The sequence below is a fragment of the Nocardia tengchongensis genome, assembly GCF_054781395.1.
The window spans coordinates 893,446-919,757 of sequence record NZ_BAAGUM010000006.1 but is presented as its reverse complement, the minus strand read 5'-3'; the positions used below and the strand labels follow the sequence as shown (position 1 = coordinate 919,757).

Sequence of the window (26,312 nt, the reverse complement as noted above, 5' to 3'; positions counted from 1 at the left end):
ACTTTTCACCCGGCCCGCAGGTAGGCCGGCACATGTTCGGTGCAGCCGTACACATTGCCCGCGCCGGCCCGGCGCGCGGTCTTGATCGTGGTCTGCAGCCGGACGGTGCCGGCGTCGGAGCCGGGCACCAGGATCTCGCGGCGGCCGACCTCGTCGGTGTCGCCGTCCATGGCGCGCACGATGCAGGCGACGGCGGTGCCGGGGTCCTTGCGGGTGACCTTGAAATCCACTGTGACAGTGGAGTCGTCGACGACCGTGTAGCCGAGGCGTTCGGGTTCGATGTCCTGCGGACCGTAGGTGCGGAAGCCCAGGTAGGCGACCACCAGTCCGCCGACGAGCACGACCGCTCCGAGGGCCCAGGGCAGCCAGCGGCGGTTCTTCCGCGGCCGGATCCCGTACCTGTCGGCCGGTCTTTCACTCATATCGGGGACGCTCCCGGGGGGTAGGTCGGAACAAACAACGATCGGATGGAACTATAGGGAATGCATATCTGATGCCCGTGTCTGGACTCGGCACGTGCCAGTCGATACAGCTCGACGCTACGAGGTGAAACGTGATCGGTGAGGTGAACGAGAAGTGAGTGGTCTTCGCCTCATGGCGGTGCACGCGCATCCCGACGACGAATCCAGCAAGGGCGCGGCCACCACGGCGCGCTATGCCGCCGAAGGCAACGAGGTGCTGGTCGTCACCCTCACCGGTGGGGAACGCGGCGACATTCTGAACCCCGCCATGGACACGCCCGGCGTCAAGGACCGGATCAGTGAGGTCCGCCGGGAGGAGATGGCCGCCGCCGCCGAGGCGCTGGGCGTCCGCCAGACCTGGCTGGGTTTCGTGGATTCCGGTCTGCCGGAAGGGGATCCGCTGCCGCCGCTGCCCGAGGGCTGCTTCGCGCTGGTGCCGCTGGAGGAGGCCGCCGAGGCGCTGGTGCGGGTGGTGCGGGAGTTCCGTCCGCACGTCATCACCACCTATGACGAAATGGGCGGCTATCCGCACCCCGACCACATCATGTGCCACAAGGTGTCGGTCGCGGCGTTCGAGGCGGCCGGTGATCCGGAGCGTTTCCCCGACGCGGGCGAGCCCTGGACCCCGCTCAAGCTGTACTACGACCACGGTTTCAGCCTGGCCCGGCTGGAGGCGTTCGCCGACGAGTACGAGCGCATCGGCGAGCCGTTCCCCATGCAGGAGTGGATGGACCGGATGCGCAAGTACGCCGCCGAGCGCGGCGACATCATGGCCCGGGTGACCACCCAGGTCGAGTGCGCCAAGTACTTCCCGCAGCGGGATGACGCCCTGCGCGCCCACGCCACCCAGATCGACCCGAACGGGGCGTTCTTCGCGGTGCCGACGGAGATGCAGCAGCGGTTGTGGCCGACCGAGGAGTTCGAGCTGGCCCGCACCCGCGTCAAGACCGCGATTCCGGAGACCGAGCTGTTCGCCGGGATCGACGACGCCGATACCGAGGACGCCGACCGATGATGCTCACCCTGCTCGCGCAGACCAACAATTCGCCCACCGGACCGGAGTTCGGCAAGGCGTCCCCGCTGGGTCTGGTCATCGTGCTGGTGCTGCTGGCGGGCACCATCCTGCTGATCCGCAACATGAACCGGCACATCAAGAACCTGCCGGCCGAGTTCTCCCCGGAGCACCCGGAACCGGATCAGGAGGCCGACGAGGGCACCGAGCACGGCGTCGCCGCGTCCGAGGACGAGCAGTCCGGGCGCAGTGAGTCCAAGCCGGAAGCCACCAACGGCACCGCCTGACACCACGTCGTGAGCCGCCCCCGGTCCGCTGACCGGGGGCGTTTTCATGCGTATCCGATGCTCAGACCAGGGTCGGCTGGTCGTAGAGGGTGAATCCGCCCTTGCCGTCGGCGTCCACGCCGAGGAAGCGGTCGGCGTTGAAGGGGTTGTTGGCGAGCAGCCGGACGACGGTGTTGTCGGGGTCGAAGAGGTCGAGGAACGCGCCCTGCTCGCCGCGGTCGAAGACCTCGCCGCGGGTGTAGTCGAGTTCGTCGGCGCGGGCGGCGAAGGCGTGCAGGTCGTCGACCGAGTCCACTTCCAGCGCGAAGACGTCGAAGCCGGCGAGATCGGGTTGCCCGGGGCAGTATTCGCGCTCGCGCAGCGCGACGCCGAATCCGCTCGGATGCATGAGCTGCGCGCCGCGCAGTTCGCCCTCCTCGCGGAATTCGCCGGCGAGTCGCAGTTCCAGTAGGTCGCAGTACCAGGCGACGCTGCGGGCCAGGTCGCTGACCGGCAGTTTGACGTGGCGGATGCGGGCCAATCCGGCCATGGTGCCTCCTGATTCGGGTGCGGCGCGGGCGTCGTGCAGCGGGAACCCCCGCAAGGATGCCACTGTGCCGGGCCGGTGGCGTGGAATGGCACCGGACTGGCGTGAACGAGCACCGGTGCGGGCGGGTGTGGGCTCCTAACGTGCCTGGTGTGACCGAATACCTACAGCTGGACGGCGGGCGCATCGCCTACGACGTGACCGGCGCCGGACCGTTGATCGTGCTGTCGCACGGCATGGGTGATCATCGCCAGGTCTACCGGTTTCTCACGCCGCGCCTGGTCGCGGCCGGGTTCCGGGTGGCCGTGATGGATATGCGCGGCCATGGCGAATCCAGCCTGGATTGGACGTCTCACGATGGCGGCGTGGCGATTTCGCGCACCGACGTGGCGCTCGACATCCTCGCGCTGATCCGGGAGCTGGGCGGGCCGGCGGTGATCGTCGGGCATTCGCTGTCCGGCGGCTCGGCCACCATCGCGGCGGCGCTCGAGCCCGGTCTGGTGCGCGCGATCGTGGAGTTGAATCCGTTCACGCGGGTGCAGTCCTTCGCGGTGGGGAAGCTGTTCACGCTGCGCCGGTATCGCCGCGGGCAGCTGCTGGTGATCTCGACGATGGTGTTCCGGAGTCTGCGGCTGTGGCTGAGGTATCTGGATGCCGCGTATCCGCTGAAGACTCCGGACTTCGACGAGTATCTGGCCGGACTGACCGCGACGCTGCGGGAGCCGGGCCGGTTCGCCGATTTCATGAAGACCGGCAAGTCCACTCCGGCCGACGCCGAGGCGCAGCTGGCGAATATCGAATGCCCGGCGCTGGTGGTGATGGGTACCGAGGATCCCGATTTCGTGGACCCGATCGCGGAGGGCGAGGCGATCGTCGCATTGATGCCCGCGGGTCTCGGAACCGTTGCCGCCGCACCGGGTTCGGGCCACTACCCGCATGCGGAGCTGCCGGATCTGGTCGCGGATCTGATCGTGAAGTTCCTGGCGGAGCATCCCGGCGACTGACGGCGGAATACCTCTGTGGGGTATCGGGTTGTGGTGAGTCCACGCACGATCCCGTCAGAAGGTGGCGCCGATGCCAACGTCGATCCTGGACCGGTCCGCCGACGCGGCCAACACCGTCTCCTCCCATGTGGTGGGGGTGATGGTGGAGGCCGCGCTGCGGGCCGGGGCCGACAAGGAGCGGATCGCGCGCCTGCTGGGCGTGGATCCGGCGCTGCTGTTCGACGACTCGGTGCGGCTGCCGACCTTGACGGTCACGCGCCTGTGGGAACTGCTGTACCAGTTGGCCGGACCCGAGGCCGGGGTGCTGGCCGCAGGCCGGGCCGAGCGCGGGCGGCTCAACGTGTGGGACTACCTGATCGGCAGCGCGCCGACCCTCGCCGAAGGCTTGCGGGACGCCGCGCGCTACAACAACGCGATCTGCGACCGCCGGGTCGATCTCGAGGTGGTCGAGGACGGATCCCTGCTCACCGCACGGTATGTCGAGCTGCCGCACAAGGGGGCGGCCGGCGACGCCAACAAGGAATTCGTGATGGCGGTGCTGGTGCGACGAGCCACCGAGAGCTTCGGCGCGGCGGGCCGGCCGGTGCGAGTGGACTTCTCGCACCGGGCTCAGGAGGATCGCGCGTATCTGGTGCGGGCGCTGGGCACCGGGAACATCCACTTCGGGCAGGGCCGGGACGCGATCACCTTCCTGATTTCGGCCGGTGACTCGGAGCAGGCGAACGATCCTGTCCTGCAAGGGATTCTGCGGTCGCACGCGCAGCAGGTGATCGATTCGATCGCGCCCGAACCGGCCTGGCTGGACGCCTTCCGTGCGGCCCTGCACGCGACGCTGCCGTCCGCGGGCGGTGAGGGCCGGCGGCTGGAGGAGGTGGCGAGCAGCCTGCGGATCAGTGACCGCACCCTGCAGCGCCGCCTGGCCGAGCACGGCACCAGTTGGCGCGCGGAGCTCGAAACCCTCAGGCGGGAGACGGCGATCGCGCTGCTGCGTGATTCCACGGTGCCGGTGCGGGTGGTGGCACTGCGACTGGGCTACCGCGACCATCGCGTGCTGGCGCGGGCCTTCCGCCGCTGGACCGGTCAGTCGCCCGCGGGTTTTCGCCGCACCCTCTCGGAGTGAGTGGGCGTTCAGCGCGAGTCGGGAAGGTCCCGGTATTCCGAGGCGCCGCGCTGTTCGGCCATGGTCAGGAAGCTGTCCACGCGGGCCGCTATCTCGTCGGGGAATTCGCCGTTGATGGCGTGCGACGCGGCCGGCCACACTTCGACCCGGCCGTCCCGCAACACTTCTCGGGCAGTGGCGGCGACGCGCTCGGCATTGTGGACGATGCTGCGGCCCGCGAAGATCGCCAGCACGGGGACGGTGATGGCGGCGACCTGTTCGGCGGCAAGGGTTTTCGTCATCGGCAGCCGGCTGCGGAAGTCACGCATGCCGGAGGCGATCAGCCTGCCTTCGGGGAGCTCGCGGGGCGCTTTCGCGCCGCCGGATATCCAGCTCAGCAACGTGTCCCGCCAGCGCTCGGGCATGCCGGGGATGACCGATCCGAGCGAGACCGCGATCATCTTCCAGCTGATCGAGCCGAAAACCATGGGCGCGTCGAGCAAGGTCAGTGACGCGACGTGTCGCGGGGCGTGGATGGCCAGATTCGCCGCCGACCAGCCGCCGATGGAGACGCCCAGCAGGTGCACGCGGTCGAGGCCGAGTCCGGAGAGGCTTTCGTTGAGCCAGGCGGCCTGGTCGGCGGCGTCTTCGAGGGGTGCGTGCTGCACACTCAGGCCCGGTTCGCCGAGCAGGTCGAGGGTGATGACGGGGCGCGAGCGTAGGAGCCCGGGGAGGTTGACCGCCCACATCGGGGTCGCGGCCTGGCGGCCGGGCAACAGGACCAAGGGCGTGCCCCCGCCCGAACCGAAGCGGTAGGCGCGGACGGTGCCGAGCGCGGTGGGCAGGTCCGCGGTCAGGCTGGGCCGGGGGAGTGCGGCGAAGCCGTCGCGGTAGGCGTCGAGGTAGCGCGCGAAACCGGCGTCGTCGCGGAAGTAGCCGACCCGCTTGTCCCGGTATCCCGCACCGATGTTGACCTCCGGGACATCGATCATGCTGAACACCGTGCCTTCCCTGGGCGACCATCCGGACAGTACCGATCGGGCTCTGCTCGATGCCCACCGTACGTCGGGCGGGTCCCGGACCGGTGCAACCGCGCGGTCAGGCCGGGGCGGCGGTGAGGTGCAGGTAGGCGGTGTCGAGGGGGATGTCGACGGCGAACCAGGCGGCGGGGCGGTCGTCGTCGCGGGGGCACCAGGCGGTGGCGACGCACAGGCGGGCGGCCTCGTCGGTGGCCAGGCCGGGCAGGTGCCATTCGATGCGGGCCGGATCCCGGTAGCGGACACCGTATTCGGCGTCGTGGTCGTCGGCATGGATCAGGTATGCCCAGGCGGCGGGCATGAGGCGGGCGTCGTCGGCCTGCATGGCCAGCAGTTCGGAATCGGGTCCGCCGATGGACACCATGAAGCGGTCGTTCTCGATGCTGACGGCGGCGAGGCATTCTCCGGTGTCCGGTCCGCCGCTCGCGTCGGCGGGCAGGTCGGTCATCTCGGTGGCGAGCACCATTCCCGATACCGCGCTGTGCGCCTTCACCTGCCAGATCCCCGCCCACAGCGCGACCGGCGCGCCGCCGTCCCAGGCGGGCATCTCGATGCTCCCGATCAGCAGGTCCACGGTGGCGTCGCGATGCCGCCACCGGTGCAGCAGCGACCCGTTCGGCAAGCGCCACACCGTGTTCGGGCCGACCGGCAGCAGATCGTCGCCGACCTTGGCGGAGAACCCGACGATACCCAGCGGCGTGTCGATCACGGCGGGGCGGCGGTCAACCTGGGTGAGATGGTCGGTGGGAAGCATGAACCCATCATGCAGGGTCGGTATCGGGGCCGGTCGGCCGGTTGGACCCGTTAGTTTTTCGTAAAGGAAATTTCCGGTGATCGCGGGCGGGAATAGCGTTGTGGTGTCGAACAACTGCGGTTCCGGGGGGTGGGTGTGATGGCGGCGGATGTGATCGGCAAGTTCGCTCGCGTGACGGCCGCGATCACGCCCGGCCACCTCGGCGAGGTGTTGATCGAGGTGCGGGCCGGGTCCGAACGGTTTCTGGCACGCGCTACCGACAGTGAGTCGACGATTCCCAAGCACGCTCAGGTGCTGGTGGTCGGCAGTCTGGGTGGCCGGACTGTCGAAGTCGTTCCCGTGAAATGAAGGTGCATCGTGGACATCCTGGTCATTGCTGTGGTCGGGTTGGTTTTCGTCGTGATGGTCGCCGTGCTCGGACTGCTGCGCATGGCGTGGCGGGTCGCCGAACCCGATGAGGCGCTGATCATCTCGGGCTTCCGAGCCGGATCGGGACCGGGCGGGTCGGGGGACAGTATGGGGTTCCGGATCGTCACCGGGCGCGGCTGCCTGGTCGCGCCGGGGCTGACCAAGGTGCGGCGAATCTCGCTGGAGGCGCACGAATCCCAGATCGTGGTGCCGTGCGTGAGCCGGCAGAAGATCAATCTGCAACTGACCGGTGTGGTCATGTACAAGGTGGGCGACGATTACACCTCCATCGCCAATGCGGCCCGCCGCTTCCTGGATCGGCCCACCGACGAGCTGGAGACCAAGGTCCAGAACGTGTTCATCGGGCATCTGCGCGCCATCGCCGGGTCGATGACGGTGGAGGACATGATCAGTGATCAGGACAAGTTCTCCGAGCAGGTGCGGGACCGCTGCTCGCACGAGATGGAGTCCTTCGGCCTGGTGATCGACTCGTTCCAGATCCAGTCGATCGCCAGCGAGTCGAATTACATTGCGAACCTGGCCGTTCCGCATCAGGCGGAGGTGGAGCAGTACGCGCGCATCGCGCGCGCCAATGCCGAACGCGAGGCCATCGCGCAGGAGCAGGCCGCGCAGGCGCAGGTCGCGCTGTCGGTGCGCGACACCCAGATCAAGAAGGCCGGATATCAGGCCGAGGTGGACCGCGCCACCAAGGATGCGCAACAGCAGGGCCCGCTGGCCGAGGCGACCGCCCGCCAGGCGGTCGTGGAGGTCGAGACCAAGGTGGCGCAGCTGGAGGCGCAGCAGAAGGAGCAGCAGCTCCAGGTGGAGATCCGCAAGCCGGCCGACGCCGAGGCCTACCGGCAGACCACCCTCGCCACCGCGGCCCGCGACGCCCGCATCAGTCAGGCCGAGGCCGATGCCCAGGAAACCCGGTTGCGCGCGGAAGCCGCTGCGGCGCAGACGAAGCTGCAGGCGCTCGCCGAAGCCGAATCGATCAAGGCGCGGGCGGCCGCGCAGGCCGAGGCGACCCGGCTCAACGGTCAGGCGGAGGCGGATGCGATCAAGGCGCGCGGTCTCGCCGAAGCCGACTCGGTGCGCGCCCGGATGGCGGCCGAGGCGGCGGGCATCCAGCAGCGCGCCGAGGCGATGAGCAAGAACCAGGAGGCGGTGATCGCCCAGCAGATCGCCGAGCACCTGCCGGAGATCGTGGCCGCCGCGGCGAAGCCGTTCGAACACGTCGGGCAGTTCACGGTGCTCAACGGAGCCCAGGGCGTGACCTCCGCGCTGGCCGAGATCATCCAGCAGGCAGGGACTCTCACCTCCATGGCCCGCGAGTCCCTGATGCCCGTCCTCAAGCCCGACACCGCACCCAACGGTGAGGTCGCGCTCAGCCCCAACGGTCACTGATCACGGTGGGCCCGCTCGCTCAGCTGTTCGCCATCATGTCGACGAGCGGGCCCACGATCAGGCCGTACATCAGTCCCAGGAAGATCGTGTGGGTGACGCAGAAGAACGCGAAGCGCCCGCGCACGGCCCTCGGTTCGAAATGCTCGCGTACCTTGGCCCAGAGCTGCGCGGGGGAGCGCACGTCCCAGCTGTTCAAGCGCAGGTATCGGCCCAGGTAGATGCCGATCGAGACGGCGAGGATGATCACCGTGACCAGCACCCGGGACAGGGTGGAGTGCATGGCCGCGTTGTCGGTGTCACCGAAAAACACGGTCACGAAGCCCATTTGGACGATCAGGATGCCGAGCACCATGTTGACCACGCCCGACATGGCGAACGACAGGACCGCGACGATGTCGTACCAGAGCGGGACCGGGTCGTCCGGGCGGCGATGGTTGAGATTCAGTTCGGTGATCAGGTAGCTCGAATTCGGCAGCAGCAGTATCCAGATCAGCAAACCGGCCGCACCCACCACGATCGCGGCCCCGCGAGTGGTGGCCAGGTCGACCAGTCCGGTCGCGACGATCACGCCCAGCAGGATGCCCAGCGGCAGGACCGAGAGGAAGAAGTTCCAGACCATCGGCCGGTACACGGGGACGCGATAGATCCGGGAACGCAGCAGGATCAGTAGCAGCGCATAGGCGTTGAGTCCTAGGACATAAAGCATCAGCAGTTCCCCTGGCTTCATATCGGCAACCTATCGCCCAATTTGGCAAATATGTGGCAATGGCTCGGTGGGAGGATTTCCCACCGAGCCATTGCCGTTCCGGCCGTGCCTGTTCGGAGGTCATGCTCCGGCGGCGACCTCCAGACCGCGCCGCGCCGGCGACCGGAAGGTCACCAGGGCGAGCGCCGCCGCGCCGACGGCGATGATGCCGGCCGTAACGAACGCGGCCGAGAAGCCGTCGGTCAGCGCGCCGGCGTCACCGAGCTGGTCGGCGCCCGCGGTGGCGGCGATGGCGGTGACCGCGGCCAGACCCAGCGCCGAGCCGATCTGGTAGCCGGTGTTCACGATGCCCGAGGCGAGGCCGCCCTCCTGCGGCGGCGCGGCCGAAATAGCGGTCTGCAGAGTGGGAATGAAGGCCAGCGACATGCCCAGCGCCGCCACCAGGGAGCCCGGCAGCACGTCGATCCAGAAGGTGCCGTCGGGGCGGATGAACGACAGCCAGGCCAGTCCGGCCGACAGGATGAGCAGGCCGGCGACCGTCATGGTGCGAGCGCCGAAGCGGGCGAACAGTTTCGGCGAGATCGCGATCATGCCGATCATGATCAGCGCGGTCATCGGCAGCAGCGCCGCACCCGACGGGAACGCCGAATAGCCGAGCACCTGCTGCAGATACAGGTTCAGGAAGAACCACATCGGCACCCAGGCCGCGCCCAGCAGCACCTGCGCGAGGTTGGCCGCGCCCAGGTCCGGCGCGCGGAAGATGCTCAGCGGCATGAGCGGTTCGCGGCGGCGGGCCTGGATCGCGATGAACGCGCCCAGCAGCGCGACGGACGCGAGCAGCACCAGCCAGGTCGAGGTCGCGGCCCAATCTCCGCGCACCACAGCGAAGACCGCCGCGCCCAGCCCGAGGGTGGCCGTCGCCGCGCCGAGCAGATCCACCGAGGAGTGCGGCGCCAGCGCTCCATCGGGCGTCAGTGCGGGCGCGGCCAGCAGGGCTACCAGGGCGATCGGGATATTGATGTAGAAGACCCAAGGCCACGAGGCGTATTGGGTGATGAGGCCGCCGAGGAACACTCCGGCCGTGCCGCCCGCGGGGGCGGCGGCGCCGTACACGGCGAACGCCTTGGTCAGCTCGCCGGGATTGCCGCCGAACAGCATCATCAGCAGGGTCAGGGCCGAGGGTGCGATGAGGGCCGCGCCCGCGCCCTGCACGCCGCGCCCGATCAGTTCGACCGCGGCGTTGCCGGCGAGCCCGGCGACCAGCGATCCGACCGCGAGGACGCCCCATCCGGTCTGGAAGATCCGGCGGGCCCCGACGATGTCGGACAGTTTGCCGCCGAGCAGCAGCAGGCCGCCGAAGACGACCACGTAGGCATTGAAGACCCAGGACAGGTTCTCCTGCGAGAACCCCAGGGCGTCCTGCATTTCCGGCAGTGCGACACCGATGATCGAGGTGTCCATGATGACGATGAACTGGGCGAGGGCGATGAGCCCCAACGCGATCCAGCGCCGCGACGAGGGTGGCGCGGAGGTGTGGGTGGACATAGGAATCACTCCCTGACGGAGGTATCGGGGCCGGGGCGGCCACGGGCAGTTCCAACCCGTCCATTGGTACCCCCATGGGGTATACGAAAACAGCCCGGAGTGCTGTGACACTTCTCATACCTATTGGGGGTATAGGTATTTGCGGGTGGTCTGGCCTGCGCGAAAATGCTCCTGGCTCCGGAACTTTCGCGAGATTCGAACGGGGACACGCCCCGGGCATGGTTGACACCGACCCGGTGTCGGCTGTGAGGATTGGCCGATGATGAAACGAACGATCAATTGCTTGACCGCCGTTGCCATCCTCGGCGCCGGCGCGGCCGTCGCCGCCGCACCGGCCGGCGCCGAACCGAACGGCAGCCCGTGTCAGCTGGGCTGGTCGAATGTCGACCCGCGCTCGTGTGCGCAGAACAGTTTCAACATGAGTCCGGTCTTCACCCTCGGCAACGGGGTGTGCGCGGGCATGTTCTCCACCGGCGGCACGGCTTTCGACGGCCCGCTCTACCAGTACTCCGAGGCGCCCGGCGCCTCGCACTCGGTGATCCTGCGCATCAGCCAGGGCTTCTCACCGCTCGGCAACTGGGCCGCCCAGCTGCTGGCCTGCGACGTCAACGCCATCGTCGACTGGAACAACGCCGACACCGGCCAGCAGGGCAGCGTCACCCGCTTCATCGGCGCGGGTCAGAGCAGTACCTATCCGGCCATCTTCCCGGTCAACACCGGTCCCGGCCGAGTCCACCTGACGATCCGCACCGACCGCGCCAACATTCCGGCGAATATCGACGTCGTCGTGCCATAGGACCCTTGGGGCCCCGGCCCGCGATACTTCTCCCACCCGAATCCCGGATTCGGGTGGGAGTCTTCGTTATCGGGCCGTCAGGAACTGCTGCAAGCCCTCGGCGACGGCGGCGTCGCCCCGCACCGTCGGGTGACCCGGCTGCCCGTTGAAGTCCGGACCCGGGGTGAAGATGCCGTTCAGCCAGGGGTCGGCGGAGCACAGTCCGTGGCCCGCGGTGACCGCGGCGGCATCGAAGTACTCGACACCGAGCAGGGCGGCGGCGTCCCGCGGCGCTTGGCGGAGGCTGTCGAAGACGTCGGTGACCGCGCCCGCGCGGGGCAGGCCGACCGGGACGCCCAGCACGCCCATGCAGATCGCCTGGTCGCCCGGAGTGTGCAGCTCCTGGTACCCGACCAGGACGATCCGCGCGTTCGGCGCGTAATAGCGGATGTAGGTGACGATGTCGCGCAGGTGATCGACGTAGTCCTGACCGGTCAGCAGGGCCGGCGGATTGCCGTTCGAGGCCGCGTCGGCGGTGCTGCACCCGCGCAGCACGTCCAACAGGCATGGGACCAGCGCGTTCTGGGCCTGATGGTCGGCGCCCCACGCGTCGTTCAAACCGAACTGCAGCAGCACCGCTTTGGTCCGGGGACCGAACGCGCCGTCCGCGGCCGCCTGCCGCGCCTCGGTCAGCGCCGTCCAGTAGTGGTCCTCGCCGTGCCGCCACATGTACGCGCCGACGCAGGACACGTCGTCGAAGTCCTTGGTCTGCGACAAGCCCATCCGGTCCGCCAGCTGATTCGGCCAGGACGTGGGCAGGTGCGGGCAGGCCACGCCGGTCGGCTGGGGTTGCATGGTGGACCAGGTGGCATTGGCGGTATTCGAATCGCCCATGACCACCAGCGACTTGCCTTCCGCCTGCGCCGGATCGGTGTCCGCCCCGGCGACCGGCGCGGTGAGGCCGCTCAACAGCGCCGCCCCTCCGAAGACCATTGCGACGGCGGAAAGAAAGCGGCTCATGATCCTCGGCATTTCGTGCGGTAGCGAGTGGGACGCCCGGTACGGGTCGCCAGATCCTAGCGTGGCGCGCACCGGGCGAGTCGCCGTTTGATCATCGACCGCCCGCGGCCTGCGCACTCGCGCCGAAATGCTCGACGAGTAGGCGGGTCAGCGCTTCGGGGGCTTCGTCGGGGATCCAATGCGACACTCCCGGCAGCACTTCGAGCCGGTACGGGCCGTCCGCGTAGCGGCGCGTCAACTTGATGCCGGAGTCGAGTACCGCGGTGTCGCCGTCGCTCCAGACCTGCAGCGTCGGGACGCTGACCCGGCCGCTCAGCAGGCGCGGCGAGGAGAACGGCATGCCGCGGTACCAATGCAGCCCGCCGCGGGCGATCGCGCGGTCGCGCATCCGCGCCGAGTCCCGCCGGGCAACCTGCGCGGATTGGCCGGTCCCGCGCAGCAACCGGGTGAAGAGTTCGGTGCGAAGCAAGAGTTCGGGGACCACCGGTAGCTGGAAGAAGTACATGTACCAGGAGGCGAGGCCTTGGCGGCTGGTGAGGATCGCGCGGGCGAAGGCGCCCGGATGCGGGACCGACAACGCCGTCAGCGACAGCAGCCGGTCCGGCCCCTCGATCGCCGCGGCCCAGGCCGCGGCCGATCCCCAATCGTGGCCGACCAGGTGCACCGGCCGACCGATCTGGTCGATCATCGCCAGCACGTCGGCAGCCAGTTCGCCGAGCCGGTACTGCCACCGCAGGCGCGGGGAGGCGGTCGCGCTCGCGCCGCGCTGGTCGGGCGCGAAGGTTCGGTAGCCGGCCTGATTCAGCAGCTCTGCGACTTCGCGCCAACTGCGGGAGTCCTGCGGCCAGCCGTGCAGTAGCAGGACCGGCTCGCCGGAGATCGGTCCGGAGTCGATCACCGGGAACACCAGTCCGTCGCGTCGGAACGAGGTGATTCGCCCCGGAATGGATACTTCGGTCGCCATTGACTCGTGCACCTTTCCTGGTTGCAGCCTTGCTGATTCAGCGTGTCACATGCCGAGTGTTTCCGCTACCGTCGGTTACATGTAATGGTGCTGCGGTGCGAGGTGAGCGGACCCAGAGCCAGGTGGCGGCGAGCATGACGACCAGCGCCGGCTTGCCGAGCACCAGCGCCACCGTGCCGAGCAGTACGACCTTGTTCGCGAGATACAGCGGCACCATGATCAGCAGGTGTAGCGCCCAGAAGGCGAACCAGGCCAGAGACACCTTGCGGTGCAGGCGGATCCGCGCCTCGGGGTCGCCGGTGTGCGCGCGTTCCAGGCCGAGTTTGCGGGAGGCCCAATGGCTGAGCGGGCGGCCGCTGAGCAGGGTGATCCCGAAGGTGGCCGTGGCCACCGCGCAGATGATGAGGTCCGGCAGGTAGAAGCCGCGCCCCTCGCCGGTGATGCCGACGAACAGCGAGAACACCACGACCGTGGCGAGCGACACCGACACCACCTTGACCGAATCGCCCTTGATCAACCGGTAGAGCGAGATCAGCCCGGCGACTCCGAGCGCGACCAGTACGCCGATCTTGGCGTTCACCGCGGCGTATCCGGCGAGGAAGCCGATCGCGGGGGCAGCTCCGTCGAGCAGGTGTTGCGGCCCGCCCAGCGCCCGGAACTTCCCCCACATCTCGGCCGCGGTGGTCCGACGATCTACGGCTTCCTGCATCTGCACTTCCGTCACCAGCATCGCAATCTCCTAGGTATTCGAGGCTTTCCTGGATCGAGCCGCGGATGGGGACGGCTCTGGCTGGTTATTCGGCCTACATCGAGCCCCACGACTGCAGGAGGTAGGTGGCGTTCGCGGCCAGCTGGGTGACCTCACTCGCGAGGTCCAGCGTCGCGGATCCGAGGTTGATGATCGGGAAGTTCATGGTCAGGGCCTTTCATCGGGTTCTTATTGCAGTCTGACTGTAATAAGGATGGCGGGCTGTGGGCAATGCCTTATGACCCGGTAGACCGGTCGCGCCGGATGAGATGTGCGTCACGAACGGTGCTTCCAGCCAGGATTTGCCGCCCTGGGAGGCTCACTCGCAGCGGAAGCCTGTGTCGGTGCGGCGAATGGGGGAGAAGAACTCCCATGCCGCCTGTGCGGCGTTCGGGCCGCGCGGGTCGGTGAACTCGGCGGCGTCGGGATCGGCCGAGCCGCCCGACCAGTAGTGCGCCATATCGTGGATCGTCCACAATTGCAGTGTGGGACAGTCGGATTCGTACTTCCAGGATTCGACAGTGTAGGAATGGCCCTCGGGAACGTTGGCGACACCGTCGACGATTCCGGTCGGCTGTGGCGGGATCCCGTTCGGCGCGGCCTGGGTGGCGAGCAACAGGTTGTCGGTCTGTCGCCACTGTTCGATGACCTGCCGCCCGCATTCGTAAGGCACCGCCGGATCGGCGTCGCCGTGGAAGCCGATGACCGGCATCACCCGGCGATACCCGCCCTCAGCGGATAACGCCTGTGCCGCAAGCTGTTCCGGTGACACGGTCGGTAGGTACGGGCCCACGCAGCCGAGCGCGCCGTGATCGAATGCCGCGCCCGAGTGCACGCCGATGGCGGCGAACAGGTCTGGGAAGTACGCGCCGAGAAGCGTGGTTTCGTAAGCGCCGGAGGACATCCCGACCGCGTAGACCCGATCGGCGTCGACGTGGTAGCGCGCGATGACGAGCCGGGTCATCGCCGCGATCGCGGCGGCGTCACCGGACGTCCGGCTTTCCAGGGCGGGCGTGAGCAGCCCCGACCAGCATCGCTGCTGCAGCAGGTGGAACGGGCTGCCGTCGACGTAGAGGACCACGAACCCGTCGCGGCGGGCGATCGGATCCAGGAGATTTGCGTGCCGCTGCTGTTCGGCTGTGGTCTTGCAGCCGTGGACCATCACCACCAGCGCGGGGTCGGCGGGCAGGTCGTCGGGCACGAAAGCCTCGTAGGTGTAGGTCAATACGCCGGAGGTGTAGCTGCCGGTGTCGATCCGGCCGGGGTCCTCGGGCCGCGCCGTAGCAGGCGCGGCGGTCGCGATCAGCAAGCCGGTCAGCAGGACGATCAGAGCCAGTCGGAGTGTGCCCTGGCGCTCGGATACGCGCATTCTTCCTCGGCTTTCACCGGTCGGCCGCCGCCATCCGGTCGGCGAGGAACGCCTGGGCATCGGGCGCCCGGCGCAGCGCTTCCAGTCCGTGCTCGCCGAGGGGATCGCGCACGGTCTCGATCGTGGTTCCGCCGGCGCGCCACCGGGCCATGAGTTGGTCGGCTTGGTCGACCGGGACGATCTCGTCGGTGTCGGCGTGGTAGTTGAAGATTGGCATGGCCGGTGCCGTCGCTCCAGGAGAATTGTCCCGCAGGACCTGCGCGAACTGCGGGGATTGCAGCAGACCGGTGCCCAGGTCGTAATCATCGAGTCTGCGGAACGCGAAGTTGAGGAGCAGATCGGTGACGCAGGCGTCGCCGGCCGCCGCGATCGCGGAGTGCCCGCGCTCATCGAGCAGGTCACCGATACCGGCTTCGGGGTATTCGCGGTCGAACGCGACCAGGATCCCGAAGTTGTAGCCGGAGAAGATGCTTCCGTCGAACCGAGCGGTCAGGGCCGTCAGGTCGGCGGGGACACCGCCGATCGCGGCCCCGGCGAAGGACAGTTCGGGCGCATAGGTGGGTTGGAGCTGAGCGGCCCACGCGGTCGCGGCCCCGCCGCCGGAGTAGCCGTCGAGTCCCCAGACCGCATCCGGTCCGACCCCGGCGGGCTCGAACCCGCCGACCGCCCGGATGCCATCGAGAATCGTGTGCGCGGTGCGCGGCCCCGTCAAGAAGCCCGACTTCGGGCCTTCGTGATCGGGCACCGCCACGATCCAGCCTTTCGCGAGCATCTGCGTCAACGGCTCGGCCGACTGCACGGTGCGATTCACCAGGGTGTACGACGGCGCGCAGCGGGTACCGGTCGAATCCTCCGGCAGCTGTTCGGAAACCACCGGCCGTCGTCCGGGACCGGACCACGGCGCGGTGGGAACCAGCACGGTCGTCACCCCGAGTTCGGGGCGGTCACGAGAGTCATTGGTGCGGAACGACAATTGCCAGGCGCGGACCGGGATGCCCAGATCCACACCGACTTCGCGGTGGTCGACGAGTTGGCCGTCGCGGTAGGACGCGAGGTCGGGTGGGGGTGAGTAGAACGGATCGGTGTCGGGCCGTACCGACCCTGCGGCGTACGGAAGGTCCTCGGCCAGGGCCGGTGTGTTCGCCGTGAGGGCGACGGCGAGCGCGGCTGCCGCCGCGAAACGGGAGATCATGAATGGTCCTCGAGCTGGCGCCGGTTCAGCGGGCCGGGCGCAGGCAGCTGGCCAGCTCGTCGACGAGCGAGCACACGGTCTGCGGATAAACCGGCCGATAGTCGCCGGGGACGCCGCCGTTGGCGATGATCGACCGGTAGGTGTCGACCGCTGCGGTGGGCACGCGTTCGAGGCTGGGATCGTTGCGCACGTCGACGGAATAGAGTCCGAAACGTGGCTCGTAGCTGCCCCATTCGTAGTTGTCGGTGAGGCTCCAGTAGTTGTAGCCGATGACGTTCATGCCGTCGCGCACGGCGCGCTGCACCCAGTAGACGGCGTCGGACAGGTGGTCGGAGCGCTCGTAATCCGTTCGCGGTGCGCCGTTGTCGGTCGGCATCCCGTTCTCGACGACGTACAGGGGCCGGCCCGGAAAGCGTTCGGCGTAGTGTCGCAGCGCGTAGTAGATGCCGTCGGGGGCGGGGTTGGCCTTCCACGGTTCGGCGAAGGCATTGAAGAAGCTGAAGTCGGTCGGTGACATCGAGTTGTAGTAGTCGAGCCCGATGAAGTCGAGTTTGTCGGCGACCCGGTCGAGGAAGGTGGTGTCGACGGCGGCCTCGCCGACGGGGAAGTAGGCGACGTTCGACGAGACCTGCGCGCCGGGCTGTGCTGCGTGGATGTAGTCGTAGATGTCGCGGTGGGCTCGGACCCAGCGGTCCTGCGCGCCGGATACGTCGGCCGGGTCGAGTCCGCCGACCTGCATTTCCTCGAATGCGTACGCCGAGGGTTCGTTGAAGGTGATCCAGATCGGATCGAACCGGGCGTAGCGGTCGACGACCTGCCTCGCGTTGGCCAGCCAATCGGTGAGCATGTCGGCGTGCCGCCAGCCGCCGCGGTCGAATTCCCAGCCGGGATAGACCCAGTGGTCGAGGGTGATCATCGGCCGCATACCGGCGGCGCGGATGGTGGCGACCACATCGTCGTAGAACGCCCACGCGGCCGGATCGTACTGTCCGGGTGCGGGTTCCAGGCGCGCCCATTCCACGCCGAAGCGGAAGACGCCGACGCCCAGGTCGCGGGCGCGGGCGATGTCCTCGCGGTACCGGTGCAGAAAATCGGCCGAGGTTCCGACCGGATCGTGGGTCTTGCCCGAGGCGGCGTAGCGCGACCAGTTGCTGTCGGGCGAGTACCCCTCGGACTGGAACCCGGAACCCGCTACGCCCCACAGGAATCCGGCGGGCAGTGACCCGCCGTGATCGGCGCCCGGTTCGGCGGCTGCCGAGGTGATCGACAGCAGCGCCATACCGAGTGCGACCGCCGCGATCGCTGCTTTCCGACGCATGTGCTGCTCCTGTTTTCCTCCGCCGGTCACGGTGAACGGCTGCGGCGATGGTAGCTGACCGAGTGGTTGGTCTGCCAGTGCGCCGGGGCCGGTGCCATAGGATTCGACCTCATGGCGACCACCGACTCCGCGCAGCGATCAGGTGAACTGGCGCGCACCAAGATCATCGAGGTGGCGTTCGAGCACTTCGCGCGCCACGGGTACCAGGGCAGCTCGCTGGCCCGGATCGCCGCCGACGCCGAGATCTCGCAGTCGGGCCTGCTGCACCACTTCCGCACCAAACAGGCCCTGCTGCAGGCGGTCCTCGCCACCCGCGATCTGCGCGACATGGCGGTCACCGGCACCGGGCTCGACGAACTGTCGGCCATGGACTTCGACACGCTGCTGTCGTTCTTCGAAAACGTGGTCCGCCACAACGTCACCAACCGGCCCATGATCAGACTCGCCCACCTCGCCGCCGCCGAGGCCGACGGCCCCGACCACCCCGCCTACGAGTGGGTGACCGGCAGACAGCGGTTCCTGCGCTCCCTCATCGAGGCCGCCCTCGAACGTGACATCACCGCCGGTACGGTGCGCCCGGACATCGACCCTCGTGCGATGACCAGCCTGCTCATTGCCACGATGGACGGTCTGGAAAGCCAATGGCTGCTCGAGGCCGACCTGGACGCGGTCGAATCCTTCACCTATTTCACGACGTGGCTGCGCGCATCGGTCCAGCCGCTCGGCTGATCGGGCTCGGCGAGCGATCAGGGCTGCGTGTTCTCGATGACGCTGACGCACATGCGGGCGCATTCGGCGGCGAGTTCGGCGCTCGTCATCTCGATGGCGCCGGCCAGCCATCCCTCGATGAGTTGATTGACGCCACCGGTGATGAACAACGCGGCCCGTCGCAGCCAGGCCGGCTCGACGGTGATTCCCAGTGCCGCGGGGGCGTTTTCGACGACGAGGTCGGCGATCATGGCGAGCACATCGTGTCGGCGCTGCGCCAATTCGGGCAGATCGCCGGAGTCGAGAGTGGACACGATCCGATGAATGTTGCGGTCCGCCGCAACGATTTCGAGGACGGCCTGCAACGCGGCCCGCAGCTTGTGCTCGGCCGGGCCATCGGCCGATACGCCCGCCTGGACCATGGTCGACAGCATGTCGTCGCGGACCTCGTCCGCGACGGTGAGCAGCAGTTCCTCCCGGTTGGCGAAGTGCTCGTAGAAGTAGCGGTCGGTGAGTCCGGCCGTTTTGCACACCCCGCGCACGGTGACCGCGCCGATTCCTGATTCACCCCAGGTGGCGCGGGCCGCGGCGAGCAGCCGCGCGCGCCGGTCGGCGCGGCGCTCGGTGGCGCTGACGCCGCCGTAACTGCGGGTGGCCGTGTTCGTCATTGACAACACTCTAGGCGCGCTCCTACATTTGCGGACATACGTCATCAGATGACAGTCGTCATCAGATTAGCGATTCAAGGGAGAATCCGCGATGACCAGCACTCGCGCCACTGCCACGACCGCCTACGAACAGGTCACCGCACCGCTGCTCGACGAACACGACTACCGGATCGAGCAGATCGACGGGACGCTGCCGAAGGAGCTGCGCGGCACCCTGTACCGGATCGGGCCGGGCAAGCATCTGGTCGGGAAGTCACTGCTGCACAACGTGTTCGACGGCGACGGCATGATCTCCCAGTTCGTGCTGGACGGGACCTCGGTGCGGTTCCGCAACCGGTATGTGCGCACCCGCCACTTCGCCCACGGACAGCGCTCCGGGCGGATCCGGTATCGCGGTGTGGGAGACCAGATTCCGGGTGGGCCACTGGCCAATATCGGGCGGCTGCCGGAGAACGTGGCCAACACCAACATCGTCAACTACGACGGCGGCCTGCTCGCATTGTGGGAGATGGGCAACCCCTATCGCATCGACCCCGACACCCTGGATACGCTGGGCCCCACCGATTTCGGCGGCCGACTCGGGTTTCTCGGCGCGTTCTCCGCGCACCCGAAATGGGATCCCGTCACCGGCGACATGTACAACTTCGGCCTGGATGTGCTGCCCACCCCGCGCATCCGCACCTACCGCATCGACCGCTCGGGACGAGCGCACAACGTCGCGTCGGTGCCGATGCTCGATGTGCCGTGGAATCACGATTTCGCGCTCACCTCGCGCTACCTGGTGTTCGTGCTCGACCCGATCCTGCCCAACATCCTCAAACTCGCCTTGGCCACGACCTCGTTCGTCGACTCCCTGGAATTCAAGCGCGCCAAGGGCACCCGATTTCTGCTCGTGCCCAAGCACGGCGGCCGCCCGCGCATCGTGGAACACGAAGCGCTACTGCACCTGCACCTCACCAATGCCTACGACGACGGCGACGACGTGGTGGTCGAACTGGTCCGCCTCGACACCGAGTGGGACGAAGTCCGCCGCATGACCGGCGTGGTCAACCGCTCCGACCTCGGCGCCCCGCAGTTCCCGGACTCCCGGCTCATGCAGTACCGGATAACCAAGGGCGGCACCGTGATCGAACGCGAACTCACCGACCGATCCGGCGAATTCCCCCAATACGACTGGCGTCGCGGCACCCGCGAACACCACTACAGCTACCTCGCCGGTGCCGGCGGACCGGCCGGGCTGTTCAACTCCGTGGTCAAGATCGACCACCGCACCGGCAAGGTCACCAGCTGCGAACTGGGTTCGAGCTCGGTCGGCGAACCCCTGTTCGTGCCCCGCACCCGTGACGCCGCCGAAGACGACGGCTGGCTGCTGGCCCTCAACCACGACCTCACCGAAAACCGCTCCCAACTCCTGATACTCGACGCCCGCGACCCCGAACGAGGCCCCCTGGCCACCGCTTGGCTCGACCACCACATTCCCTGGGGATTCCACGGCACCTTCTCCCGCCGCATCGCGCACCCCGAGGAACCCCTGCCCGGCACGAACAGTCTCTGATGCCCCGGTATCGTCGCCTGGTCAGATGAGGTCGATGCTGTCGAGCACGCGGGCGCCGATCTCGGCGTCACCGGCGATCGAGACGTCACAGTCGCGCCAGGCGGCGCGGGTCGTGCCCCATAGTGGGAATTCGTCTGCGCGAGCAGTGATCTGGACTGCCGTGTTCTCCGTACCGCCTCGTCGCACGCGGACGGGTCGGCCTCGCTCGGGTTCGATGCGCCATGCGCCGCTGCCTGGGCCGGTGAAACTGATTGCGACCGGGACATCGAGCCAGGCGAGTCGTTGGCGGTGGGACTGCTCCAGCAGGGTGGTCAGCCATTCGAGGATCGAGGCTGTCCGCCGCTCGTCGGTGGGCGGGTGCGGGCGGTCCAGCGCCGGGGCGATGTCGTGGCGCAGGTGGGTGTGCCAGTCGAAGAGGAACATCGCCGGGAAGATTCGCATCGGATAGCGGCCGAGCTCGGCGACCCGCAGCCGGACTCGGCCGACACCGGGCGCGGTCATGACGGCCAGGGCGGCTGTGCCGACTCGGGTCCAGGTCGCGAAGCCTTCGAGGACTTGTTGCGGTGACCGGGGACGCGATGCCGCGACGGCTCGCTCGTTGAGGCTCTCCACGTCCTTGGTGGCCATGAACGCGAGCGCGTCCGGGGTGACGACGCTGCGCAGGTCGGCGGCCATGTGCGCCACAACGTCTTTCACGCTCCAGCCGGCGGCCCGGCTTTCGGCGTGCCACTCCGCATCGGTGAGATCGGCGCAGAAATCGAGCACGGCCTGGCGCTCGATCCGCAGCGCCGACAGGTGGTCACCGGACGCATTCGCGCTCACCCCTCGATCGTATCGGGTGCGGTCGGCTCCGTGGATGGCAGCGCTCCGGTTCAGTTCGGGGTGTCGGGCTTGTTGTCGGCTCGCAGGTGTTCGATCTGGATCTTGCTGAGCTGCTGGGCCTTTCGCAGGTGGCGGATGATCGCCTCCAGTTCAGCGTCGGTGTGGTCGGCGAGCATGGCTTGCCAGCCTTCGCCGAGCTCGTCCCAGACCGCGGTCACGCGGGCAACGCGCTCGGGAACCGGGGTGACCAGGACACGACGGCGGTCATGGGTGTCGGGGACGCGGAGGACGTAGCCGCCGCGCTCGAGCCGGTCGACCAGGCGGGTGGCCGAGCCGGTGGTCAATCCCGTCATATCGGCGATCTGTTTCACGGTCAGCGGTTCGGGCTCGGCGGTCAGCATGCTCAGGCCCTGCAGATCGGTGGGGTGGAGGCCGAGCCGGTCGGCGATGGCCTGGTTGAACAGCGTGTACGCGGCCATGTAGCGGCGCGATTCGTTCGACAGTTCCTCGTACAGCGCGTGCCGGCGCTCCGATGTCATCCAGATCACACTCCCTAATTAGCTGCGCGGCGCAGCGATCTCCGGTAGATTACTGCGTGACGCAGTTAATGCGCCACGCAGCAGATTCTACTAGGAGGACTTCATGCTCACGATCGCGGTCACCGGCGCCACTGGCGCCCAGGGCGGCGCCACCGCCCGTGCCCTGCTCACTCGCGGCCACCAGGTTCGCGCTCTCACCCGCTTCCCGGATTCTCCGGCCGCCGTCGCACTGCGCGAGCTCGGCGCGCAGGTCCACTACGCCGACTTCGACGACCGCGCATCCCTCGATGCCGCACTGGCCGGCGCGGATTCGCTGTTCGCGGTCACCACCCCGTTCGACACCGACACCACCGTCGAAACCCGCCACGGCAAGACCCTCGTCGACGCCGCGGCCGCCGCCGGCATCGGCCACATCGTCTTCACCTCCGTCGCGCACGCCGACCGCGACACCGGCGTCCCGCACTACGAAAGCAAGTTCGCCATCGAGCAGTACCTGCTCGAATCCGGCGTGCCCGCCACGATCATCGGCCCCGCCGCGTTCATGGACAACTACGCCACCGGCTGGACCCTCGACAGCCTGCGAGCGGGCACCTTCGCCTGGCCCATGCCCTCCGACCAGCCGCTGACCCTCATCTGCGCCCAGGACATCGGCGCCTTCGCCGCCCTCGTCCTCGACCGCCGCGGCGAATTCCTCGGCCGTCGCATCGACATCGCCGCCGACGAGCTCACGCCCGCGCAGATCGCCGCCGTGCTCGCCGACGCGCTCGCCACTCCCGTTGCGCACCATCAGGTCCCGCTCGAATTCGTCCGCAGCCGCTCCGAAGACCTGGCCGCGATGTTCGACTACTTCACCACCGCGGGCCTCGACGTCGACGTCGCCGGCCTGCGTCGCGACCACCCCGCCGTCGGCTGGTCCACCTTCGCCGACTGGGCCGCCCGCCAGAACTGGCCCGCCCTCCTGGCCGCCGCACCCACCGGCCACTGACCCCGAACGCTCCGCGCGTCAATTCGATCCCGCACCAAGGAGTTCCGTTGAAACCCATCGGCTACTGGCTCAACCGCGCCGACCGCGCCTTCACCACCCACATGGACACCATGCTTACCGAGTTCGAGCTCACCCGGATCACCTGGCAGGTCCTCAACGTCGTCTCGGACATCCCCGACGCCACAGACACCGACGTCCACACCGTCCTGGCCGCCAACGCCGACCGGGCCACCCTCGACGCTGCCATCGCCACCACCCTCACCGGCGACTGGACCACCCGCCCCGAACCGGGTCGCATCGCCCTCACCGACCACAGTCGCCGCCGCCTCGCAGACGTCATCGACCGTGTCGCCGCCTTCCGCGCCCAGTCCATGCACGGCATCACCGAAGACGAATACCGCACAGCTGTTTCCGTCCTCGAACGCATGACGCTCAACGTCGAATCCGCCGCAGTCTGACATCCGGGACGCGGTCACCGTGGCGACGAACTCGGAAATGTCGCCACCGCCGCCGCGCCCGGCGCTTTGGTCGGCGACCCTGCCGGCCCGTGGTCTGAAACGCCAGGAACGGGGCGGTCAGACGGGCATGTTCTCGGATCGGGCTCGATTCGCCTACGACGGGCGCTCGGATGGATCTGTGTGGGGCGTGTTGTGTGGTCATCGGGTGTGGAAGGCTGGGGATATGAACCGATTGGGCAGCGCGACATCGCCTTATCTGCGTCAGCATGCCGGGAATCCCGTCGACTGGCGGGAATGGGATGCTGCGGCGCTGGCGGAGGCGGCGGAGAGAGACGTGCCGATTCTGCTGTCCATCGGGTACGCGAGCTGCCACTGGTGTCATGTGATGGCGCACGAATCGTTCGAGGATGCCGATACCGCGGCGCTGATGAACGAGAACTTCGTGTGCATCAAGGTGGATCGGGAGGAGCGGCCCGATCTGGACGCGGTGTACATGAACGCGACCGTCGCCATGACCGGGCAGGGCGGGTGGCCGATGACGTGCTTCCTGACGGCTGAGGGGGAGCCGTTCTATTGCGGGACCTATTACCCGAAGACGCCTCGGCACGGGATGCCGTCGTTCACGCAGGTGCTGACCGCGGTGGGGGAGACGTGGCGGAATCGGCGGGACGAGGTGGATGCGGCGGCGGGGCAGGTGGCGGAGGCGCTGCGGCAGCAGACCGCCGGGTTGCCGGATGCCGGGGTGGTGATCGGGGCGGAATTGCTTCAGCACGCCGTGTCGGCGGTGTTGAAGGATGTGGATGGGCAGCACGGCGGGTTCGGGGGTGCGCCGAAGTTTCCGCCGTCGGCCATGTTGGAAGGGTTGCTGCGGCATTATGAGCTGACCGGCGATCTCGGTGTGCTGCAGGCGGTTTCGTTCACCTGCGAGTCGATGGCCCGGGGTGGGATCTATGACCAGCTGCGGGGTGGGTTCGCGCGGTACGCGGTGGATGCCGCGTGGGTGGTGCCGCACTTCGAGAAGATGCTCTACGACAATGCGCAGTTGGTGCGGGTCTACTCGCATCTGGCGCGGCGGGGACTCGATGCGCCGGGCGGTGAACGGGCCGGAGAATCGCTGGCGCTGAGGGTGACTCGCGAGACAGTGCAGTTCCTGATGGCGGATCTGGGGACCGAGCAAGGGGCATTCGCCTCCGCGCTGGACGCCGACACCCACCTCGAGCCGGACGGGCCGGGGGTGGAAGGGGCCACCTATGTGTGGACGCCCGCCGAACTCAACGGCGTGCTCGGCGCGCTCGACGGGGCTTGGGCCGCAGAGATATTCGGCGTCACTACGGCGGGAACGTTCGAGCACGGGACCTCGGTGCTGACTCGGTACACCGATCCGCAGCCCGCCGACCACGAGCGGTTCGAGGCGATTCGGGCAGCCATGTCCGCGGCGCGGGAACGCCGGCCGCAGCCCGAGCGGGACGACAAGGTGGTGACCGCCTGGAACGGGATGGCCATCGTCGCACTCGCGGAAGCCGGTGCCGGACACGGGCATCCGGAGTGGATCGCCGCGGCGGCACGGTGTGCGCGGTATCTGCTGGACACGCACGTCGTCGACGGCCGCGTCTGCCGCGCCTCGCTGGGCGGGACGCCCGGTGCGGCGGCGGGCGTACTGGAGGACTACGCCTGGCTGGCGCTGGGACTGCTCGCCCTGCACCAGACCGCCGAAGGGGACTGGCTCGCCGCGGCACAGCGCGTACTCGACACCGCCATCACGCATTTCGCCGACGCGGACACCCCCGGCAGCTGGTTCGACACCGCCGACGACGCCGAGACGCTGCTGACCCGGCCCCGCGACCCGCTGGACGGCGCAACCCCTTCGGGCACATCGGTTCTCGCCGAAGCGCTGCTCACCGCCGCCGCACTCGGCGAACCGGATCCGGCGGCCCGCTACCGGCAGCTCGCGGACGACACCCTCGCCCGTGGCGCGGTCCTGCTGGCCCGCGCCCCCCGCTCGGCGGGCCACTGGCTCGCCGTCGCCGAGGCCGCCGTCCGCGGACCCATCCAGGTCGCGGTATCCGCGGGCCCGGACGGCGAATCCGGTTGGGCGGCAACACTGACCGCGGCCGCCCGCGCCGCCGCCCCGGGCGGGTCGGTGATCGTCTCCGGCCCGGCCGACTCCCAAGCCCTGCTGGCCGACCGCCCGCCCGTCCGTGACACCGCCGCCGCCTACATCTGCCGCGGCTCGGTCTGCGACCTCCCGGTCACCACGGTCGAAGACGTGCGCGCCGGCCTGCTCCCGCCGCAGTCGGCCTGACCTGCGGCGTCGCGGTCGATCCGGTCGTGGTTCCCGCCTGTGTCGCGGCGGGAATCATGACCAGGACCGCGACGACGTGCACCGCGCGAAACAGTCCGAGTATCACCCCCACCGGGGTCACGCCGGTGAACACTGCGCTCAGCCGGTCGGCCGCCAGCAACGCGCCCACGGGTTCGGCGACCAGCGACGCCAGCCCGACCGTGCCCAGCCCGACCACGAGAATCCCACGCGCCCAAAGACTCCCGAACAGCATGCGAGCCGCGAGCGCGAACACCGCCAGATAGATCCCGGCCCGGATCGTCAGCGCGACCGCGACTCCCGTGACCGGCACCCCCGGATCCTCGAGCGCCTGCGCCGCCCGCAACAGCGTCTCCGCCACCCCGGCGACGAGCGCGATCACGACCGCCCGATAGGCGAGCACCGCCCGTTCCGGCCGCTCCCACCCCGCCGCCGACTTCCGCTCGAACGCACCGATCTCATCCATGCCCCCACTGTCGAGCCTCCGGCCTCGCGCCGAATCACCCTCGGGTACGGGCTCCCGGCGGTTCCCCGGTACGACAGTGGGACATAGCCGTCGCGCATATTCCGTTGCCCGGGAGGTTCGGGCCGCCATACAGTCCGACCGTGTTCAGCTCATGTTCTT

28 protein-coding genes are annotated in these 26,312 nt (G+C 68.5%); 12 read left to right on the top strand and 16 right to left on the bottom strand.

The genetic code is table 11. The features are described from left to right. Nucleotides 1-5 precede the first annotated feature (5 nt). Nucleotides 6-422: a DUF4307 domain-containing protein gene (locus ACYVKL_RS15320; protein ID WP_357191093.1), complete on the bottom strand. Its 417-nt coding sequence runs from the start codon at nucleotides 420-422 to the stop codon at nucleotides 6-8. A 172-nt stretch (nucleotides 423-594) separates the two neighbouring features. Between ACYVKL_RS15320 and mca the strand changes: the two genes are divergently transcribed. Further along, nucleotides 595-1,476, top strand: coding sequence for a mycothiol conjugate amidase Mca (mca, locus tag ACYVKL_RS15315; RefSeq protein ID WP_213560866.1), 882 nt, complete (start codon nucleotides 595-597; stop codon nucleotides 1,474-1,476). Continuing rightward, nucleotides 1,476-1,760 carry a hypothetical protein gene (locus tag ACYVKL_RS15310; protein WP_379165744.1) on the top strand — a complete coding sequence of 95 codons (285 nt, stop codon included), beginning with the start codon at nucleotides 1,476-1,478 and terminating at the stop codon, nucleotides 1,758-1,760. The genes mca and ACYVKL_RS15310 overlap by 1 nt, the downstream gene beginning before the upstream one ends. A 61-nt stretch (nucleotides 1,761-1,821) precedes the next feature. On the opposite strand, the gene ACYVKL_RS15305 is transcribed toward ACYVKL_RS15310, so the two are convergent. After that, nucleotides 1,822-2,343 carry a VOC family protein gene (locus ACYVKL_RS15305; RefSeq protein ID WP_379163714.1) on the bottom strand — a complete coding sequence of 174 codons (522 nt, stop codon included), beginning with the start codon at nucleotides 2,341-2,343 and terminating at the stop codon, nucleotides 1,822-1,824. 95 nt (nucleotides 2,344-2,438) lie between these two features. On the opposite strand from ACYVKL_RS15305, the gene ACYVKL_RS15300 reads away from it, so the two are divergent. Next, complete coding sequence (locus ACYVKL_RS15300; RefSeq protein ID WP_379163711.1) at nucleotides 2,439-3,290, top strand: alpha/beta fold hydrolase; 852 nt, start codon at nucleotides 2,439-2,441, stop codon at nucleotides 3,288-3,290. A gap of 70 nt (nucleotides 3,291-3,360) precedes the next feature. Further along, entirely contained in the window at nucleotides 3,361-4,410 is a 1,050-nt protein-coding gene (locus ACYVKL_RS15295; RefSeq protein ID WP_379163708.1) for an AraC family transcriptional regulator, read from the top strand. A gap of 8 nt (nucleotides 4,411-4,418) precedes the next feature. On the opposite strand, the gene ACYVKL_RS15290 is transcribed toward ACYVKL_RS15295, so the two are convergent. Both ACYVKL_RS15290 and ACYVKL_RS15285 read right to left on the bottom strand, forming a co-directional pair. Further along, the gene (locus tag ACYVKL_RS15290; protein ID WP_379163705.1) at nucleotides 4,419-5,381 is read right to left on the bottom strand and encodes an alpha/beta fold hydrolase; all 963 of its coding nucleotides are present in this window, start codon (nucleotides 5,379-5,381) and stop codon (nucleotides 4,419-4,421) included. A 106-nt stretch (nucleotides 5,382-5,487) separates the two neighbouring features. Then, nucleotides 5,488-6,180 (bottom strand): hypothetical protein, encoded by a 693-nt coding sequence (locus ACYVKL_RS15285; protein ID WP_379163702.1) that lies wholly within the window; start codon nucleotides 6,178-6,180, stop codon nucleotides 5,488-5,490. Nucleotides 6,181-6,318: 138 nt separating this feature from the next. Here ACYVKL_RS15285 and ACYVKL_RS15280 point away from each other — a divergent pair, with 138 nt between their 5' ends. Both ACYVKL_RS15280 and ACYVKL_RS15275 read left to right on the top strand, forming a co-directional pair. Further along, complete coding sequence (locus tag ACYVKL_RS15280) at nucleotides 6,319-6,528, top strand: hypothetical protein (protein WP_379163699.1); 210 nt, start codon at nucleotides 6,319-6,321, stop codon at nucleotides 6,526-6,528. A 9-nt stretch (nucleotides 6,529-6,537) separates the two neighbouring features. After that, on the top strand, nucleotides 6,538-7,995 hold the full coding sequence (locus ACYVKL_RS15275) for a flotillin family protein (protein WP_379163696.1): 1,458 nt from the start codon (nucleotides 6,538-6,540) through the stop codon (nucleotides 7,993-7,995). A gap of 19 nt (nucleotides 7,996-8,014) precedes the next feature. On the opposite strand, the gene ACYVKL_RS15270 is transcribed toward ACYVKL_RS15275, so the two are convergent. Together ACYVKL_RS15270 and ACYVKL_RS15265 are read right to left on the bottom strand one after the other, a co-directional pair. Further along, nucleotides 8,015-8,701, bottom strand: coding sequence for a DUF1361 domain-containing protein (locus ACYVKL_RS15270; RefSeq protein ID WP_379163693.1), 687 nt, complete (start codon nucleotides 8,699-8,701; stop codon nucleotides 8,015-8,017). A 120-nt stretch (nucleotides 8,702-8,821) separates the two neighbouring features. Then, on the bottom strand, nucleotides 8,822-10,246 hold the full coding sequence (locus tag ACYVKL_RS15265) for an MFS transporter (protein WP_379163690.1): 1,425 nt from the start codon (nucleotides 10,244-10,246) through the stop codon (nucleotides 8,822-8,824). A 259-nt stretch (nucleotides 10,247-10,505) separates the two neighbouring features. On the opposite strand from ACYVKL_RS15265, the gene ACYVKL_RS15260 reads away from it, so the two are divergent. Next, the gene (locus ACYVKL_RS15260; RefSeq protein ID WP_379345413.1) at nucleotides 10,506-11,042 is read left to right on the top strand and encodes a hypothetical protein; all 537 of its coding nucleotides are present in this window, start codon (nucleotides 10,506-10,508) and stop codon (nucleotides 11,040-11,042) included. Between the two features lie 66 nt (nucleotides 11,043-11,108). Here ACYVKL_RS15260 and ACYVKL_RS15255 read toward each other — a convergent pair whose 3' ends face one another. The 6 genes from ACYVKL_RS15255 to ACYVKL_RS15230 form a co-directional block, all read right to left on the bottom strand. Beyond that, a complete protein-coding gene (locus ACYVKL_RS15255; RefSeq protein WP_379163685.1) occupies nucleotides 11,109-12,041 on the bottom strand; it encodes an SGNH/GDSL hydrolase family protein in 933 nt (310 codons plus the stop codon). 91 nt (nucleotides 12,042-12,132) lie between these two features. Then, nucleotides 12,133-13,005, bottom strand: coding sequence for an alpha/beta fold hydrolase (locus ACYVKL_RS15250; RefSeq protein WP_379163682.1), 873 nt, complete (start codon nucleotides 13,003-13,005; stop codon nucleotides 12,133-12,135). Nucleotides 13,006-13,042: 37 nt separating this feature from the next. Continuing rightward, a complete protein-coding gene (locus tag ACYVKL_RS15245) occupies nucleotides 13,043-13,735 on the bottom strand; it encodes a DUF3159 domain-containing protein (protein ID WP_379163679.1) in 693 nt (230 codons plus the stop codon). Nucleotides 13,736-14,072: 337 nt separating this feature from the next. After that, nucleotides 14,073-15,122 (bottom strand): extracellular catalytic domain type 1 short-chain-length polyhydroxyalkanoate depolymerase, encoded by a 1,050-nt coding sequence (locus tag ACYVKL_RS15240; protein WP_379163676.1) that lies wholly within the window; start codon nucleotides 15,120-15,122, stop codon nucleotides 14,073-14,075. Nucleotides 15,123-15,135: 13 nt separating this feature from the next. Further along, nucleotides 15,136-16,314 carry a lipase family protein gene (locus ACYVKL_RS15235; RefSeq protein ID WP_379163673.1) on the bottom strand — a complete coding sequence of 393 codons (1,179 nt, stop codon included), beginning with the start codon at nucleotides 16,312-16,314 and terminating at the stop codon, nucleotides 15,136-15,138. A 25-nt stretch (nucleotides 16,315-16,339) separates the two neighbouring features. Further along, complete coding sequence (locus ACYVKL_RS15230) at nucleotides 16,340-17,632, bottom strand: family 1 glycosylhydrolase (protein WP_379163670.1); 1,293 nt, start codon at nucleotides 17,630-17,632, stop codon at nucleotides 16,340-16,342. Between the two features lie 111 nt (nucleotides 17,633-17,743). Between ACYVKL_RS15230 and ACYVKL_RS15225 the strand changes: the two genes are divergently transcribed. Then, entirely contained in the window at nucleotides 17,744-18,361 is a 618-nt protein-coding gene (locus tag ACYVKL_RS15225; RefSeq protein ID WP_379163667.1) for a TetR/AcrR family transcriptional regulator, read from the top strand. A gap of 17 nt (nucleotides 18,362-18,378) precedes the next feature. On the opposite strand, the gene ACYVKL_RS15220 is transcribed toward ACYVKL_RS15225, so the two are convergent. Next, nucleotides 18,379-19,008: a TetR/AcrR family transcriptional regulator gene (locus tag ACYVKL_RS15220; protein ID WP_379163664.1), complete on the bottom strand. Its 630-nt coding sequence runs from the start codon at nucleotides 19,006-19,008 to the stop codon at nucleotides 18,379-18,381. Between the two features lie 91 nt (nucleotides 19,009-19,099). Here ACYVKL_RS15220 and ACYVKL_RS15215 point away from each other — a divergent pair, with 91 nt between their 5' ends. Continuing rightward, complete coding sequence (locus ACYVKL_RS15215) at nucleotides 19,100-20,563, top strand: carotenoid oxygenase family protein (protein WP_379163661.1); 1,464 nt, start codon at nucleotides 19,100-19,102, stop codon at nucleotides 20,561-20,563. A 21-nt stretch (nucleotides 20,564-20,584) separates the two neighbouring features. Here ACYVKL_RS15215 and ACYVKL_RS15210 read toward each other — a convergent pair whose 3' ends face one another. Together ACYVKL_RS15210 and ACYVKL_RS15205 are read right to left on the bottom strand one after the other, a co-directional pair. Continuing rightward, the gene (locus ACYVKL_RS15210) at nucleotides 20,585-21,385 is read right to left on the bottom strand and encodes a DinB family protein (protein WP_379163658.1); all 801 of its coding nucleotides are present in this window, start codon (nucleotides 21,383-21,385) and stop codon (nucleotides 20,585-20,587) included. Nucleotides 21,386-21,435: 50 nt separating this feature from the next. Beyond that, a complete protein-coding gene (locus tag ACYVKL_RS15205) occupies nucleotides 21,436-21,924 on the bottom strand; it encodes a MarR family winged helix-turn-helix transcriptional regulator (RefSeq protein WP_379163655.1) in 489 nt (162 codons plus the stop codon). A gap of 103 nt (nucleotides 21,925-22,027) precedes the next feature. Between ACYVKL_RS15205 and ACYVKL_RS15200 the strand changes: the two genes are divergently transcribed. The 3 genes from ACYVKL_RS15200 to ACYVKL_RS15190 all read left to right on the top strand — a co-directional run bounded on the left by ACYVKL_RS15200 (nucleotide 22,028) and on the right by ACYVKL_RS15190 (nucleotide 25,669). After that, nucleotides 22,028-22,909, top strand: a complete 882-nt coding sequence (locus ACYVKL_RS15200; RefSeq protein WP_379163652.1) for an NmrA/HSCARG family protein — start codon at nucleotides 22,028-22,030, stop codon at nucleotides 22,907-22,909. A 47-nt stretch (nucleotides 22,910-22,956) separates the two neighbouring features. Beyond that, nucleotides 22,957-23,367: a hypothetical protein gene (locus tag ACYVKL_RS15195; protein WP_379163649.1), complete on the top strand. Its 411-nt coding sequence runs from the start codon at nucleotides 22,957-22,959 to the stop codon at nucleotides 23,365-23,367. Nucleotides 23,368-23,590: 223 nt separating this feature from the next. Further along, nucleotides 23,591-25,669: a thioredoxin domain-containing protein gene (locus tag ACYVKL_RS15190; protein WP_379163646.1), complete on the top strand. Its 2,079-nt coding sequence runs from the start codon at nucleotides 23,591-23,593 to the stop codon at nucleotides 25,667-25,669. On the opposite strand, the gene ACYVKL_RS15185 is transcribed toward ACYVKL_RS15190, so the two are convergent. Then, complete coding sequence (locus ACYVKL_RS15185) at nucleotides 25,617-26,153, bottom strand: hypothetical protein (RefSeq protein WP_379163643.1); 537 nt, start codon at nucleotides 26,151-26,153, stop codon at nucleotides 25,617-25,619. The genes ACYVKL_RS15190 and ACYVKL_RS15185 overlap by 53 nt on opposite strands. Between the last annotated feature and the right edge of the window lie 159 nt (nucleotides 26,154-26,312).